This window comes from Bordetella pseudohinzii, assembly GCF_000657795.2.
GTDB classification, from domain to species: domain Bacteria; phylum Pseudomonadota; class Gammaproteobacteria; order Burkholderiales; family Burkholderiaceae_B; genus Bordetella; species Bordetella pseudohinzii.
Genome location: NZ_JHEP02000004.1, coordinates 126,153 through 141,401, shown reverse-complemented (window position 1 = coordinate 141,401; position 15,249 = coordinate 126,153). Strand labels below are relative to the sequence as shown.

Below are 15,249 nucleotides of genomic sequence, written 5' to 3'. Positions count from 1 at the left end.
TTCTACTTATTGAATTGAAGCGCTTCAAAATCAGGTTCAAATATCACCCTGCTGTCCCGTCTGCTCATCGCGCGGGTTCAGCAGGCTGTCGACGACAATCGCCAGCAGCAGGATCAGGCTCTTGATGACGTTCTGCACCGTGTACTGGATGTCCATGATGGTCATGCCATTCATGAGCACGCCGATCAGCAGGGTGCCCACCAGCACATTGCGCACATTGCCCCGCCCGCCCGACAGGCCCACGCCGCCCAGCACCACGACCAGGATGACGTCGTAGATCATGTTGGAGTTGACGACGCGGGTATTCATGGCCGCCACCGAGGTCGCGGTGATGATGCCGGCCAGGAAGGCGATGGCGCCCGAAATCACGTACTGCATGACCAGCACGGGCCGCACGGGAATGGCGCTCAGGCGCGCGGCCGCGGCGTTATCGCCGATGGCGTAGATGAAGCGGCCCGGCTTGGTATAGCGCAGGAAGGCCCAGACGGCGATGGACACGATCAGGGCCACGATGACCGGCGCGGGGATGCCCAGCACATAGCCCTGGCCGAGAGACTTGATCCAGCCGATGTTCTGCGGCATGTAGACCACGTCCGTGGCGGTGATGAGCTGCGAGCGGCCGTAGCCATAGACCACCGTGCCCATGGCCAGGGTGGCGAACAGCGGCGGAATCTCCGCGTAGGCGATCAGGATGCCGCTGATCAGGCTCATCAGGACCGCGAAGCCCAGGCCCAGCGCCAAGGCCAGGCCCAGCGGGCTGCCCGTGGCCTGCAACTGCAAGGCCCAGGCGACCGAGATGGCCATGATGGCGACCATGGACAGATCGATGCCCCGGCCCAGCACCACGATCAGCATGCCCACGCCGAGAATGCCCAGCACGGCGACGCTGCGCAGCAGCGACAACATGTTGGCGGTGGACAGAAAGTTGGGCAGGGCGAGGACAAAGACGCCGAACAGCAGAAGCGTCAGCAGGAAGACGATGCGTTCCTGGTTGAGATAGCGAGTCAGGTCCAGGCGCCGGCCGGCCTGCGGTAGATCGGGATGACTGCCTTGCGCCACGTTCCGTCCTCCAGGTTTTTGTGCATTCTTATAAGTCCATCCACCCCGGGCGGGACTTATTTATTGGTGAACGGTCACTTCGACAACTTTGAATAGACGAGCGCGGCGTTATCGGCTCATCCGGCCGGCGCGACGCTGCCGGCCGCCAAGGGTGCGCGGGGCTAGGCGCCGCCTGTCCGCCCCCATATCCCCACTGATGGAATTGTTATTGCTGGATAACTTCGATTAGCGACAAATTTGGAATAATGTTTTCTGCTACCTAGGGTTTATCCCAGGTCTTGATAGGCACAGAATGGCTTCACCGGGACACAAACCGAGGCGCTGATGGATGCCGCCCAGTTTGCATCCTCACTCATTACGGAGGATTCACCATGAAGTCGCTCGCTACTGCTGCAATGCTGTCCATGGCCGTGATGGCCGGCGCCCAGGCCGCCGATGTCGAACCCAGCCGCGCCCAGGTCCAGGCGGAACTCGCCCAGGCCAAGGCTTCGGGTCAATACACCTTCGGCGAACAAGCCTATCCCGCCGCCTTCGCGCAAACCGCCACCCTGTCCTCGGCTCAAGTCCGTGACGAACTGGCCCAGGCGCAACACGCCGGCCTGGTGACCACCGCCAACCTGGATTACCCGCCCGTGGCCGCCACGGTCGATAGCCATGTGAGCCGCGCGCAAGTGCGCTCCGACCTGGCCCAGGCCAAGGCCGACGGCATCGTCACTTTCGGCAACCTGGACTATCCGCCCCAGAACGGTTGATCGGCCGCGCCGGTTCCCCCCCGCCCCGGCGCACTGATTTCCCAAGGTCGACGCCCGCCTCGTGGGCTGCGCAAGCAGCCCCCTGGCGGGCGTAGGCCTTTCTGGCCGTCTGTTTTGCGGCGGGTCCCGCTCAGGTCCAGCCTTCCAGGCGCAGGGTGGCGCGCACCAGGCGCTCGCCCTCCTGCTCGATTTCATTCAGGCTCTGGCGCACGCTGTCGACGTGCTCGGTCGCGGCCCGGTGCGCCTGGTCGGGCTGGCGCGCCATCACCGCATTGAACAGCCGCGTATGCTGCCGGTCGATCTGGCGCTTGTGCGGCTCGCGGTGATAGAGATTGTTCACGCAGGCAAAGACCGACCCCAGCATCAGGTCGGTCAATGACTGCAGGGTGTGGACCAGCACGGGATTATGCGAAGCCTCGCAGATCGCCAGATGGAAAGCATGGTCGAGATGGGCGTGCGTGGCGCTGTCGGCCGGCTTCAGGTGGGCGGCCACCATGGCCTCGTAGCGGCGCCGGATCAGGATGAAGTCCGCCTCGGTGCCGCGGATGGCGGCCAGCCTGGCCGACTCGCCCTCCAGGAGGGCGCGCACCTCCAGCAAGTCATACAGCGTGCGCGGCTGCGAATGGAACAGATGCACCAGCGGGCCGGCATCGACCTTGGCGATCTGCGACACGAAGGAGCCGCGCCCCTGCTCGGTGCGGATGATCTGGCGCGCCCGCAGCAATTGCAGCCCCTCGCGCAGGGCGCTGCGCGACACGCCCAGTTTTTCGGTCAGGCGCCGCTCCGAAGGCAGCGGCTGCCCGGCCTTGAGCACGCCGTCGACGATCAGCTGCTCTATCCGTTGCGCGACCCCTTCGGCCACCTGGCCGCGCTTGCCGGCCTCGTCCATCTGCAGATTTGCCACTGGTATGACCAGTTCCCGCCCGCTGCCGGGCAAGGACTCCATATACGTTCAAGTACCTGAAATAAAACCATAAAAAACGTTTGTCCGCCAATACGGCAGTGCACAAACTGGTATGACCAGCGGCCTGGGATATGGACAGCCGCGGCCGCAGGACCGATGATCCCGCTATCCCTTTTTGACTTTGCAGAGCGACACCATGACCGAACGCATCGCAGGCCTGCAGGTGGCGGCCTCCCTGTATCAGTTCATCGAAAAAGAGGCCCTGCCCGGCTCCGGCCTGGACAGCCAGGCCTTCTGGGCGGGCTTTGCCGCCCTCATCCACGACCTGGCGCCGCAAAACCGCAAGCTGCTGGCCGAGCGCGACCGCCTGCAGGCCGAATTGGATCAATGGCATCGCAGCCACCCCGGCCCGGTGCGCGACCCCGCCGCCTATCGCGCCTTTCTGGAGAAGATCGGCTATCTCCAGCCCGTGCCCGCCTCGGTGCGCGCGCGCACCGAAAACGTCGACGACGAAATCGCCCGCCAGGCCGGCCCGCAGCTGGTGGTGCCGATGTCCAATGCGCGCTATGCCCTGAACGCCGCCAACGCCCGCTGGGGCAGCCTGTATGACGCCCTCTATGGCACCGATGCCATCCCGGACAGCGCCGGCGCGGCCGGCCCGGCCTACAACCCGCGGCGCGGCCAGGCCGTGATCGAACGCGCGCGCGACTTCCTGGACGGCGCGGCCCCGCTGGCGCGCGGCTCGCATCGCGAAGCCACCGGCTATGTGCTGCGCGGCGCCCAGCTCATCGTCACCACGGCGCAAGGCGACACGACGCTGAAGAACCCCGCCCAGTTCCAGGGCTATCGCGGCGAGGCCGCCGCGCCCTCGGCCATCCTGCTGGCGCACAACGGGCTGCACTTCGAGATCCAGATCGATCGCCAGCACACCATAGGCGCCACGGACACGGCCGGCGTGAAAGACGTGCTCATGGAAGCGGCGCTCACCACCATCATGGACTGCGAAGACTCCGTGGCCGCGGTCGACGCCGAAGACAAAACCCATCTCTACCGCAACTGGCTGGGCCTGATGCGCGGCGACCTGACCGAGTCGGTCACCAAAAACGGCAAGACCTTCACGCGCCGCATGAACCCCGACCGCGATTATCTCGCGCCCGACGGCAGCGCCTTCACGCTGCCGGGCCGCTCCCTGCTCTTTGTGCGCAATGTGGGCCACCTGATGACCAATCCGGCCATCCTGGACCGCGACGGCCACGAAGTGCCCGAGGGCATCATGGACGCGGTCATCACCTCCCTGGCCGCCCGCATCGATCTCACCCAGAAGCGCAATTCGCGCAAGGGCTCGATCTATATCGTCAAGCCCAAGATGCACGGGCCGGCCGAGGCCGCCTTCGCCGACACGCTCTTTGCCCGCGTCGAAGACCTGCTCAAGCTGCCGCGCAACACCCTCAAGATGGGCATCATGGACGAGGAGCGGCGCACCAGCGTCAACCTGAAGGCCTGCATCGCCCAGGCGGCCGATCGCGTGGCCTTCATCAACACGGGCTTCCTGGACCGCACGGGCGACGAAATGCACTCGGTGATGCAGGCCGGCCCCATGATGCGCAAGGGCGATATGAAGTCCAGCGCCTGGATCGCCGCCTATGAGCGCAGCAATGTGCTGGTGGGCCTGGATTGCGGCCTGCGCGGACGCGCCCAGATCGGCAAGGGCATGTGGGCCATGCCCGATCTGATGGCCGCCATGCTGGAACAGAAGATCGCCCATCCCAAGGCGGGCGCCAACACCGCCTGGGTGCCCTCGCCCACGGCGGCGACCCTGCATGCGCTGCATTACCACCAGGTCGATGTGCAGGCCGTGCAGCAAACGCTGGAAAAAACGCGCCTGGCCGATGTGGCCGATGAGCTGCTCGCCGGCCTGCTCACCATTCCGGTGGGCGACCCCACCGCCTGGAGCGCGTCGGATATCCAGCGCGAACTCGACAACAATGCCCAGGGCATCCTCGGCTATGTCGTGCGCTGGGTCGACCAGGGCGTGGGCTGCTCCAAGGTGCCCGACATCAACAACATCGGCCTGATGGAAGACCGCGCCACGCTGCGCATCTCCAGCCAGCACATCGCCAACTGGCTGCTGCATGGCGTGGTCAGCCATGATCAGGTCCGGCAGACCTTCGAGCGCATGGCGGCAGTGGTGGACCAGCAGAATGCCGGCGACCCCAACTATCTGCCCATGGCCGGCCATTTCGACAGCTCCTACGCCTACCGGGCCGCCACGGCCCTGGTCTTCGAAGGCCTGGAGCAACCCAATGGCTATACCGAGCCGCTGCTGCACAAGGCCCGCCTGGCCTTCAAAGCGGCCCACGGCGCCTGAGGCCAACGGGCAAAAAAAAGCCGCCCGGCCGTCTTGCGACGGCCGGGCGGCTTTTTTAGCGCCTATCCTCGCGGGAAAATCCAGACACTTGCGGCCGGCAGGGCCAGACGGCAGGGGCCGGCCTCGCGGCCTTGCGGGCCGTAAGCGCGCAGGGAGAGGCCATCCTGCCCGCCCGCGCGAAAGAGATACTCCCAACGGTCGCCCAGATACATGCTGGTGATCAGCAGCAGATCCAGATGGTTGCCCTCGGGATCATCCTGCAGACGCACCTGTTCGACGCGGATGACGGCGGTGGCATCCTTGCCCGCGGCCGCGCCCTCGGCGGCATGGCCCCACAGCGCCCAGCCCTGGCCCTCGATGCGGGCGCGCCCGTCGCGCACCTCGGTCACGCGGCCGTCCAGGCGGTTGTTGCTGCCCATGAACTCGGCCGTGAACAGGGTCGCCGGCGAGCCGTACATTTCCTGCGGCGTGCCCTGTTGCTCGATCTTGCCGTTGTTCAGCAACAGGATGCGGTCTGAGATCGCCATGGCCTCGCTCTGGTCATGGGTGACCATCAGCGCCGACAGCCCCAGGCGCACGATCAGCTCGCGCAGGAAGGCCCGCGCTTCTTCGCGCAGCTTGGCGTCCAGGTTGGACAACGGCTCGTCCAGCAGAATGACGGGCGGGCTGTAGACCAGGGCGCGGCCGATGGCCACGCGCTGCTGTTGGCCGCCGGAGAGCTGATGCGGATGACGCTGCCCCAGCTTGCCCAGGCCCAGCTGATCCAGCACGTCCTGGACGCGCTGGCGCACCTCGCCGCCGGCCACGCCGCGCAGCTTCAGCGGATAGGCCACGTTATCGAACACGGTCTTGTGCGGCCAGAGGGCATACGACTGGAATACCAGGCCCAGATTGCGGTCCTCGGCCGGCACTTCCTTGCCCGCCGCGCCGTCGTATACCACGCGCTCGCCGATGCGGATGCGCCCGGCCTTGGGGCCTTCGAGGCCGGCGACCGCGCGCAGCAAGGTCGTCTTGCCGCTGCCGGAGGGACCCAGCAAGGACACCACCTCGCCCTGGCGCAAGTCCATGGAAACGCCCTTGAGGACGGGGTTGTCTCCGTAGTCCAGGTGCAGGTCTTCGACGGAAAGCTCAATCATGAAGTTTGACTCCGAAACGCAGCGCGATGCCCAGGCCGACCACGACCAGGACAATATTGATAAAGGAAAGCGCGGCCACGATGTCGATGGCGCCCGAGGCCCAGAGCGACACCAGCATCGAACCGATGGTCTCGGTGCCGGGCGACAGCAGATAGACGCCGGTCGAATACTCGCGCTCGAAAATCAGGAACATCAGCAGCCAGGAGCCGATCAGGCCGTACTTGGCCAGCGGCACCGTCACGTGGCGGGTGACCTGCGCGCGCGATGCGCCCGTGCTGCGCGCGGCCTCTTCCAGCTCGGGCCCGACCTGCAGCAGGGTGGAAGAAATCAGGCGCAGGCCATAGGCCATCCAGACCACGGTATAAGCCAGCCAGACGCTGAAGATGGTGCTGCGCATGGCGCGCAGCCACTCGACGAAGTGCTCGCGCAGCCATTCGGCGAAAGGCAAGGCCGACAGCCAGCCGTCTTCGAGCGAGTTGTCCAGCCACATCGGCACGAAGAGAAAAACCCAGAGAAAGGCCAGGCCCGCCAGCAGCCCGGGGACCGCGCGCGGCACCAGCACGCTGTAGTCCAGAAAGCGGGTGACGTTATCCGGCTTGCGATGCATGGCCAGGCCGATGAAGAGATAGCAGAACACCGCCAGCGCGCCGCCGAACACGCCGATGGCAATAGAATTGATGATGGCGCGGATCAGGTTGGGCTGCGAGAACACCGTGCGGAAGGCGTCCAGCGACAGCACATCGAACAGCGACACGCCCATGCCCCAGTTGGAGACAAAGGCCCGCAGCAGCACGCCGATCAAGGGCACGACGATGGTCACCAGCAGCCAGAAGGCCACCACGCCCCCGGCCGCCCAGCGCCAGCGGCCCAGCGGCAGCGGACGCGCGCGCGAGGCCTTGCCCTTCATGGTCACGAAGCGGTTGGCCGTGCGCATCAGGCGGCGCTGCAGCATCACCAGGGGGATGGTCATGGCGATCAGCACCACGGCCACGGCGGCCATCAGGTGATAGGAAGGAATGCCCAGCTTATTGGTGAGCTTGTACAGATAGGTCGCCAGCACCAGGTTGCCCTCGGGGTCGCCCAGCACCAGGACCAGGCCAAAGACCTCCAACCCCAGGAAAAAAAGCAGCACCGTGGCGTAGAGCATGGCCGGGCGCACCATGGGCAGGCTCACCGACATCATCACGCGCAGCGGCGAGGCGCCGGAGACACGCGCCGCCTCCTCCACATCCGAGCCCATGCTGCGCAGGGCCGACGAGATGTAGAGATAGGCATGCGGCACGTGCGTCAGGCCGGCGATGATGACGATGCTGGTCAGCGAATAGATGTTCCAGGGGATGAAGCCCAGCAACTGCTGCGCCCACATCGAGAAAAATCCCACCGGCCCGGCGGCCACCACATAGCCGAAGCCCAGCACCATGGGCGAGACAAAGACCGGCACCAGGATGAGCGGCTCGATCCAGCGCCGCCCCGGCAGGTCCGTGCGTATCATGAGAAAGGCCAACATCCCGCCCAGCGGGATCGCGATGGCCGCCAGGCCGAAGGCGAGAATGAAACCGCTCTTGAGGGCCTTGTAGAAATCCGGATCGTCAAAGATGAAATGAAAGGCATCCAGGCTGAAATGCTTGCTGGGCGCGAAAAAAGGCGCCGACAGAAAACTCTGGACGATGATGAACGACAACGGCACATAGATCGCCAATGCCGTAAGCAGCACGACGACGCCGCGCGGCAGGGATTGCCATTTTCTGCGCAATGACTGCATGGAAAATCCTGTCTTCGAATGATGAGCGGCCCGCGCTCTGCGGGCCTGGGGGCGGACGCGCGCGCCCGCCCCGGCCGCGCGGACTTACTTGCCCGCGGCAGCGCGCCACTGCTTGATGAACTCGAGGCGCTTGTTCTGCTCGAGGTACTCGAGCAGGCTTTCGTTGACGGGGATGGGCTTGAGCGCCGCTCCCAGCTTCTTGGTCATGCCGTCGACGTCGTTGTCGCCGTCGATGTCATCGCGGATCGACGCCATGTCGGCGCGGTTGGCCACGATGTCCTGGCCCTTCTTGGACAGCAGGTAATCCATCCACAGCTTGGCGGCGTTCTTGTTCTTGGCCTTCTTGCTGATGAAGGCCACGCGCGAGAGCACCAGCGCGTAGTCGGTCGGATAGGCGATGCCCAGCGAAGGATCGTTCTTGGCGCGCGCCTCGGCGTAGGAACCGAGGATGTTGTAGCCCACCAGGTTTTCGCCCGAGGACACGCGCTCCATCATCGTGCCGGTCGAGGACTGCACGATCAGGCCGCCCTTGGCCGTGTCGCGCAAGGTGTCGAAGTAATGCGCATCATTGGCCTTGTCCTGCACGGCCAGCATGAAACCCACGGCCGATTTCTCGATGTCGTAGGTCGTCACCTTGTTCTTGAACTTGTCCGGCTGGCCGGCGATCAGCTTGGCCAGCGCCGTGTGCGTGGTCGGCACTTCGTTCTGCGGGATCAGGCGCTTGTTGTAGATGAAGACCGCCGGCTCATACGTGGTGCCATAAGCCGAATCCTTCCACACGGCCCAGGCCGGCAGCTTGCCCGCCTCGGCCGAACGGTATTGCAGGGCATAGTCCGTGGCCAGCTTGAGCGCCGAGTCCATGGACGAGCTCCAGACCACGTCGCCGCTGGTGCTGCCCGAAGCCTGCTCGCTGATATAGCGGTTGTACAGCTCGGTGCTGTTCATGTCGTTGTACTCGACCTTCACACCCGGGAAGGCGGCCTCGAAACCCGCGATGATGGGCGCGGCGGCCTTGGTGTCGGTGGTCGAATAGATTACGACCTTGCCTTCTTTCTTGGCGCCGTCGAGGATCTTCTGGTAGTCGGCCGGGTAGCCCTGGGGCACCTGGGCGCCGGCGCTGCCGGCGGCCAAGGTGAAGGCGGCCGCCAGCGTGGCGGCCAGGCAGGATTTGGCGAACATGGCTGTCTTCTCCATTGGAATGATGAAGCTGGTTCTCGGACCAGCCTGGGCGCATCTTAGGTTTCGCAGTCTGTCGGCGTCCTGTCATCGCGCCCGCATTCGCATCGGGGAAACCCCTAGGGCCGTCTGGCCTGAGCCGGCGCTTCCGGCGTATCCGTCACCAGCCGCATCCAGTTCTGCACAAAGCGGGATTGCCGCTGCTGGTCCAGTCCGACCAGCAGCGCCGGACTGAGCACGATGGGCTGCACGATGCCGCGCGCCCGCGCCTGCAGCGCATCGGCCGTCCAGGGGCCGGGCGTGCCCGGCACCAGCGCGCCCAGGGCCGCATGGTTGGCGGCCACTTGCTGCCCCGCCGGCGACAGCAGCCAATCCACCATGGCGCGCCCCAAGTCCGGATTGGGCGCGCGCCGGGCGATGAGCACCGAGCGCGCCAGCACCAGCATATAGTCCTGGGGCAGGATCACGCCGATGGCCTCGCCCGCGGCCTGCCGCGCCAGCGCATAGGAGCCCAGGAGGTTGTAGCCCAGGTCGAGCTCGCCGCGCTCGATGGCGTCGAGCAGCTCGCCGCTGTTGGTCGCCAGGCGCACGCCGACCTGCCCCAGCGCATTGGCCAGACCCCAGAAATTGGACGACACCAGCTCATCCTGCTCCGCCAGCACATAGCCCACATTGCTGGCGGCGATGTCGTAGGTGCCCACACGGCCGCGCAGGCTGGCGCCCTCCTGCTCCAAAAGGCGCAACAGCGCCTGGCGCGAGCGCGGCGCGGTCGCTTCGCTGAAGCGGCGCGGGTTGTAGACGATGACGGCCGGCTCGAAGGTGAAACCATAGACTTCATCGCGCCAGACCGCCCAGGACGGCAGGCCACGCGCATAGGGCGAGGCGTAGCTGAGGGCATAGCCATCATTGGCCAGCCGTATCTGCAGATCGGGCGCCGAACTGATCAGCACATCGACGTCCTTGAGCCGGCCGGCCACGGCTTCCTCGTAGAGTTCGCGGCTGTTCATCTCGCGGTACACCACGGTCACATCGGGACGCTCCGACTGAAAGCCCGCGACCAAGGGCGCGATGACCGGCGTGTCGGTGGGCCCGGCCACGGTCAGCACGCGGCCCGACGGACGCGGCGCCGGGTAGCGGCTTTCCTGGATGACCTTGGCCGCCTGGACCGGCGCCGGCCAGAGGCCGGGCAAAAGGCAGCAGACGGCCAGCAAGGCCACGGCCAGGCGCGCCCGCCCTTGTGCCAGCGGCAGCACAACGCGCGCCATCAGGCCGCCGCCCGGCCGGTCCTGCAGCCACAAGGAGCCGCCATGGGCCTGAGCCACCGAACGCACGATGGCCAGGCCCAGGCCCGAGCCGGGCAGGTCGCTGGCGCCGCGCTCGAAGCGCTGCTGCACCCGCTCCCTGTCGGCCTCCGGAATACCCGGCCCGCGATCCGAGACCGTCAAGGCAAGGCGATAACCGGCTACCGGCGTGACCTGGATCTCCACCCATGAATCGGGCGCGTAGCGCAAGGCATTGTCCACGAGATTGCGCAGCATCTCGCGCAAAGCCACCCGATCGCCCATGACGCGCGCGCGCCGCAGCTGCGGCGCGATGGTGATGCGCAGCCGCCGCGCGTCCAGCGGACCGATGCGCCGGCGCGTCTCGTTGACCGTCTCGGCCACACCCACGGCCGCGCGCTCGCCGCGCCCCAGGCGATGCGCGATGGTGGCATCCATCAACAACTGGTTGATCAGCTGGCTGGCCTGGGTGGCGTTCTGGTGAATGCGCGCCACGCGCTCGCGCAGGCGCCGCGGATCCTGCTCTTCCAACGCCACCTCCGCCTGCGCCCGCAGCGAGGCCAGGGGCGTGCGCACCTGGTGGGCGGCATCGGCCACCAACGTATTGAGGCTGTCCATCATGACCGACAGACGCTGCATGAAAGCGTTCAAGGCCTCCGACAGGCGCCGGACTTCGCGCGGCACTGGCGCGCGCAAGGGCGCCAGGTCGTCCGGCTCGCGATGGCGCAGTTCGCGCTCGACCACGGCCAGGGGCGCGAAAGCGCGCTGGATGCCAAACCACAGCAAGGCCAGGGCCACGCCCACCACGACCAGGAGCGGCCACAGGCTGCGATTGAGGATCTCGGCGGCCAGGGCCTGGCGCGAGCCCAGCGTCTCGGCCACGCGCACGGTCACCCAGCCCGCATGCTGGCTGGCCGATACCAGCCGGCCCACCGTGGCCACCCGTATGGCTTCGTCGTGATAGCGCTCATAGGCAAAACGCGGCACGGCGGAATCCGCCAGCGGCAAGGCGGGTGCCAGGTCGGCATAACCGGTGATGGCCCGGCCGCTGCCATTGAGCACTTGGTAGAAAACCCGCTCGCTGCCGGGCAGCATGGCCAGCGAAGAAAACGGCGGCTCGACGGTCACGCCGCTGTCGTCGATCTGCACCGAGCCGGCAATGGTCAGGGCCGAGGCGGCCAGCAGGCGGTCGAAAGCCTGCTCGGCCGCGCGATGCCCATAGGCGCGCAGGAAGAAAAACAGCGCCACCGAGGCGCAGGCCAGCGACAGCAGCGCCAGCATGAACACCCGCCGGCGGATGGAGAAGCCGTCATGAGGACGCATCTGGACGCGCCTGATAGCCGACGCCACGCACAGTGACGATATCGATGGAAGCCCCCGCGAGCTTCTTGCGCAAGCGCGAGATCAAGAGCTCCAGGGCATTGAGCGACACATCGTCGGCGTCAAAGAGCTGCGCCATCAGGCGCTCCTTGGCCACCGTCTGGCCCTGACGGGCCAGCAGGATCTCCAGCAAGCGGAACTCCCGCCGGCCCAGTTCCAGCAGCTGCCCGTCGAGCTTCACGGCCCGGCCGGCGGTATCCAGGGTCAGGTTGCCGAAGACCGTCACGCTGGAGGTCTGCCCGCCCGGCCGGCGCATCAGGGCGCGCAGCCGCGCCTCCAGCTCGCGCAAATCGAAAGGCTTGACCAGATAGTCGTCGGCGCCCAGATCCAGCATATCGACCTTGTCCTCGATCTCGGCGCGCGCCGTCATGACGAGCACGGGCGCCTCCAGGCCGGCGGCGCGCAATTCGCGCAGCACGGCATAGCCGTCCTTGCCCGGCAGCGTGATGTCCAGCACCAGGGCGTCCCAGGGCTCGGCGCGCCCCCACTGGACGGCCGCCAGCCCGTCGCGCGCCCACTGCACGCTATGGCCGGCATTGCGCAGCTTGCTCTCCACCGCATCGCCCAGGTCAGGATTGTCCTCGACCAGCAAAATGCGCATGTCTCCCCTCTTATGTCATGGCTTTCCGCGGGCGCAGTGTAGCTCGCGGCCGCTTTCAACCAGCCTTCATTTTTCGCCGCGCAGGCGCCGGCCCAGCGGCGTATGGCGGATCACGGCCTTTTCGAGCTCGGCTCCCAGGAAAACCAGCAGGCCGGCGCCTATGACATCCAGCCATTCTCGCCTGCCCAGGGGCGCCGAGCCGAACACCGCATGCATGAAAGGCGTATAGGTATACATCAGCTGCAGCAGCATGCAAGCGCCGATGGCCAGCCAGACATAGCGGTTGCCGAACAAGCCTTCGCGACTGAGCACCGAATCGAAGATATGGCGGCTGTTGATGAGATAGAACATCTCGGCCATGACCACGGCATTGACCGCCATCGTGCGCGCCCGCTCGATGTCCACGCCGTCGTTCAGCTCCCACAGAAACAAGCCCAAGGCGCCGGCCATCATCAGCACGGACACAAAGAAGACCCGCCAGATGAAAAAGCCCGAAAGCAAGGGAGACCCGGGCGGGCGCGGCCGCTGGCGCATGATGCCGGGCTCGGCCGGCTCGAAAGCCAGGGCCAGGCCCAGGGTGCTGGACGTCACCAGATTGATCCACAGCACCTGCGCCGGCGTCAGCGGCAGCGTCAGCTGGAACAGGATGGCCGCGATCACCAGCAGCGCTTCGCCGCCATTGGTGGGCAGCATGAAAAGCACGAACTTCTTCAGGTTGTCATAGACGGCCCGCCCCTCGCGCACGGCGGCGGCGATGGTGGCGAAGTTGTCATCGGCCAACACCATGTCGGAAGCCTCCTTGGCGGCCTCCGTGCCCTTGTTGCCCATGGCCACGCCCACATCCGCGCGCTTGAGCGCCGGCGCATCGTTGACGCCGTCGCCGGTCATGGACACCACCTGGCCCTGCGACTGCATGGCCTGCACCAGCCGCAGCTTGTGCTCGGGGCTGGCGCGCGCGAACACCTCCACGCTCATCACCATCTCGCGCAGCGCGCGATCGTCCATCAGCGCCACCTCCGAGCCCGTGACCACCGGCCTGCCCACCCCGATAGCGAGCTGCGCGCCGATGGCGCGCGCGGTCTCGGCATGATCGCCGGTGATCATCTTGACCTGGATGCCGGCGCGGTGGCAATCGGCCACGGCGGCAATCGCCTCGCCGCGCGGCGGATCCATCATGCCCACCAGGGCCAGCAGCAGGAAATCCGACTCCGTGTCGGCAAACGCCAGCTGCGCGCCGGCCGGGCGCGCCCGCTTGCAGGCCAGCGCCAGCAGGCGCAGGCCCTTGGCGGCCGTGTCGGTGGCCATGCGGCGCCAGTAATCGACATCCAGGGCCTGCTCCACGCCGTCCAGGCCCATCTGGGCCCGGCACATTTCCAGCACCCGCTCGGGCGCTCCCTTCACGAAGATCCAAGGTTCGCCCGGCACGGGCTCATGAAACGTCGCCATGAAGCGGTGCTCGGACTCAAAAGGGATCACATCCAGGCGCGGCCAGTCCTGGCGGCCGGCCTGGGCGGAGAAACCCGCCTTCTCGCCCAGCACCAGCAAGGCGCCCTCGGTGGGATCCCCCTCCACCCGCCACTGCCCCTCGTCCTGGCGCAGGACCGCGTCATTGCAAAGCACCCCCGCGCGCACGCTCAGGGCGAGCGCGGGATAGGCGGCGGGATCGATGCGGCGCGCATCGACTTCGCAATAGCCCTCGGGCGCATAGCCCACGCCCTGGACATCGACGCACAGGCTGGCGCAGACCACCCGCTGCACCGTCATCTCATTGCGCGTGAGCGTGCCGGTCTTGTCGGAACAGATGACGGTCACCGAGCCCAGGGCCTCGACCGCCGGCAGACGGCGCACGATGGCCTTGCGCCGGGCCATGCGCTGCACGCCCAGGGCCAGCGTCACCGTCATGATGGCGGGCAGGCCCTCGGGAATGGCCGAAGCGGCCAGGGCGACCACCATCATGAACATCTCCGCCGGCGGATGGCCCAGCCACCAGACCCCGACGGCAAACAGCAAGGCCGACATGGCCAGGATGACCAGGGCCAGCACACGGCCGAAATGGTCCACCTGCCGCAACAGCGGCGTGGTCATATTGTCGATGCCGGCCAGCAACTGGTTGATCCGCCCCAGCTCGGTCTGCATGCCCGTGGCCACCACCAGGCCCCGGGCCTGGCCAAAGACCACCACCGTGCCGGAATACGCCATGCCATAACGGTCGCCCAGGGGCGCGTCCTCGGCCACCGGCGCGAGCTGTTTCTCCACCGGCAGCGACTCCCCGGTCAGGGCCGCCTCGTCCAGGCGCAGCTCCTTGACCTCGACCAGCCGCAGGTCGGCCGGCACACGGTCGCCGGACACCAGGATGACCTGGTCGCCCGGCACCAGGTCGGCGGCATCGATCTCCTGGCGCAGGCCGTCGCGCACCACCACCGCCCGGGGCGACAGCATGGCGCGGATGGCGTCCAGCGCGCTTTCGGCCTTGCCCTCCTGCACAAAGCCGATCACGGCGTTGATGACCACGGCGGCAAACAGCACGCAGGTGTCTATCCAGTGACCCAGCACGGCCGTCACGACGGCCGCGCCCATCATGACGTAGAGCAGGATGTTGTGGAACTGATGCAGGAAACGCATCAGAACGCCGCGCCGGCGCGCCTGGGCCAGGCGGTTGGGGCCGAACTCGGCTAGTCGGGCGGCGGCTTCGTCGCTGGTCAGGCCGCCAGGCCGGGCCTGCAATGCTTCTTCGGCCGCCCGCGGCGACAAGCTATGCCAAGGCAGGACGGGCTGGGATTCGGAACCATCGCGACGGTCGGTCATTGGATATCTGACACCTCTTGAATGGA

At 66.7% G+C, this 15,249-nt stretch carries 10 protein-coding genes; 2 read left to right on the top strand and 8 right to left on the bottom strand.

The window, feature by feature from the left end; translation table 11 throughout:
• Positions 1–36 precede the first annotated feature (36 nt).
• Positions 37–1,059 (bottom strand): ABC transporter permease, encoded by a 1,023-nt coding sequence (locus tag L540_RS07165; RefSeq protein WP_231584751.1) that lies wholly within the window; start codon positions 1,057–1,059, stop codon positions 37–39.
• Positions 1,060–1,430: 371 nt separating this feature from the next.
• On the opposite strand from L540_RS07165, the gene L540_RS07160 reads away from it, so the two are divergent.
• Positions 1,431–1,811, top strand: coding sequence for a DUF4148 domain-containing protein (locus L540_RS07160; RefSeq protein ID WP_082149572.1), 381 nt, complete (start codon positions 1,431–1,433; stop codon positions 1,809–1,811).
• A 130-nt stretch (positions 1,812–1,941) separates the two neighbouring features.
• On the opposite strand, the gene glcC is transcribed toward L540_RS07160, so the two are convergent.
• Positions 1,942–2,700 (bottom strand): transcriptional regulator GlcC, encoded by a 759-nt coding sequence (glcC, locus tag L540_RS07155; protein ID WP_043207197.1) that lies wholly within the window; start codon positions 2,698–2,700, stop codon positions 1,942–1,944.
• 211 nt (positions 2,701–2,911) lie between these two features.
• Here glcC and L540_RS07150 point away from each other — a divergent pair, with 211 nt between their 5' ends.
• Positions 2,912–5,083 carry a malate synthase G gene (locus L540_RS07150; protein WP_043207394.1) on the top strand — a complete coding sequence of 724 codons (2,172 nt, stop codon included), beginning with the start codon at positions 2,912–2,914 and terminating at the stop codon, positions 5,081–5,083.
• A 62-nt stretch (positions 5,084–5,145) separates the two neighbouring features.
• Here the strand turns inward: L540_RS07150 and L540_RS07145 are convergent, their stop codons facing one another.
• The 6 genes from L540_RS07145 to L540_RS07120 form a co-directional block, all read right to left on the bottom strand.
• Positions 5,146–6,219 carry an ABC transporter ATP-binding protein gene (locus L540_RS07145; protein ID WP_043207199.1) on the bottom strand — a complete coding sequence of 358 codons (1,074 nt, stop codon included), beginning with the start codon at positions 6,217–6,219 and terminating at the stop codon, positions 5,146–5,148.
• The gene (locus tag L540_RS07140) at positions 6,212–7,981 is read right to left on the bottom strand and encodes an ABC transporter permease (RefSeq protein ID WP_043207201.1); all 1,770 of its coding nucleotides are present in this window, start codon (positions 7,979–7,981) and stop codon (positions 6,212–6,214) included. Before L540_RS07140 ends, L540_RS07145 begins: the two co-directional genes overlap by 8 nt.
• A gap of 84 nt (positions 7,982–8,065) precedes the next feature.
• Entirely contained in the window at positions 8,066–9,160 is a 1,095-nt protein-coding gene (locus L540_RS07135) for an ABC transporter substrate-binding protein (protein WP_043207203.1), read from the bottom strand.
• Between the two features lie 116 nt (positions 9,161–9,276).
• On the bottom strand, positions 9,277–11,760 hold the full coding sequence (locus L540_RS07130; RefSeq protein ID WP_043207205.1) for a sensor histidine kinase: 2,484 nt from the start codon (positions 11,758–11,760) through the stop codon (positions 9,277–9,279).
• Positions 11,747–12,418 carry a response regulator transcription factor gene (locus tag L540_RS07125; protein WP_043207206.1) on the bottom strand — a complete coding sequence of 224 codons (672 nt, stop codon included), beginning with the start codon at positions 12,416–12,418 and terminating at the stop codon, positions 11,747–11,749. The genes L540_RS07130 and L540_RS07125 overlap by 14 nt, the downstream gene beginning before the upstream one ends.
• 66 nt (positions 12,419–12,484) lie before the next feature.
• The gene (locus tag L540_RS07120) at positions 12,485–15,223 is read right to left on the bottom strand and encodes a cation-transporting P-type ATPase (RefSeq protein ID WP_043207208.1); all 2,739 of its coding nucleotides are present in this window, start codon (positions 15,221–15,223) and stop codon (positions 12,485–12,487) included.
• Positions 15,224–15,249 lie beyond the last annotated feature (26 nt).

Excerpts from the sequence above, each read along its gene's own strand:
- L540_RS07125 (WP_043207206.1), bottom strand. The coding sequence starts at position 12,418 with ATGCGCATTTTGCTGGTCGAGGACAATCCTGACCTGGGCGATGCGGTG.
- L540_RS07145 (WP_043207199.1), bottom strand. The coding sequence starts at position 6,219 with ATGATTGAGCTTTCCGTCGAAGACCTGCACCTGGACTACGGAGACAAC.
- L540_RS07130 (WP_043207205.1), bottom strand. The coding sequence starts at position 11,760 with ATGCGTCCTCATGACGGCTTCTCCATCCGCCGGCGGGTGTTCATGCTG.
- L540_RS07150 (WP_043207394.1), top strand. The coding sequence starts at position 2,912 with ATGACCGAACGCATCGCAGGCCTGCAGGTGGCGGCCTCCCTGTATCAG.
- glcC (WP_043207197.1), bottom strand. The coding sequence starts at position 2,700 with ATGGACGAGGCCGGCAAGCGCGGCCAGGTGGCCGAAGGGGTCGCGCAA.
- L540_RS07135 (WP_043207203.1), bottom strand. The coding sequence starts at position 9,160 with ATGTTCGCCAAATCCTGCCTGGCCGCCACGCTGGCGGCCGCCTTCACC.
- L540_RS07120 (WP_043207208.1), bottom strand. The coding sequence starts at position 15,223 with ATGACCGACCGTCGCGATGGTTCCGAATCCCAGCCCGTCCTGCCTTGG.
- L540_RS07160 (WP_082149572.1), top strand. The coding sequence starts at position 1,431 with ATGAAGTCGCTCGCTACTGCTGCAATGCTGTCCATGGCCGTGATGGCC.
- L540_RS07140 (WP_043207201.1), bottom strand. The coding sequence starts at position 7,981 with ATGCAGTCATTGCGCAGAAAATGGCAATCCCTGCCGCGCGGCGTCGTC.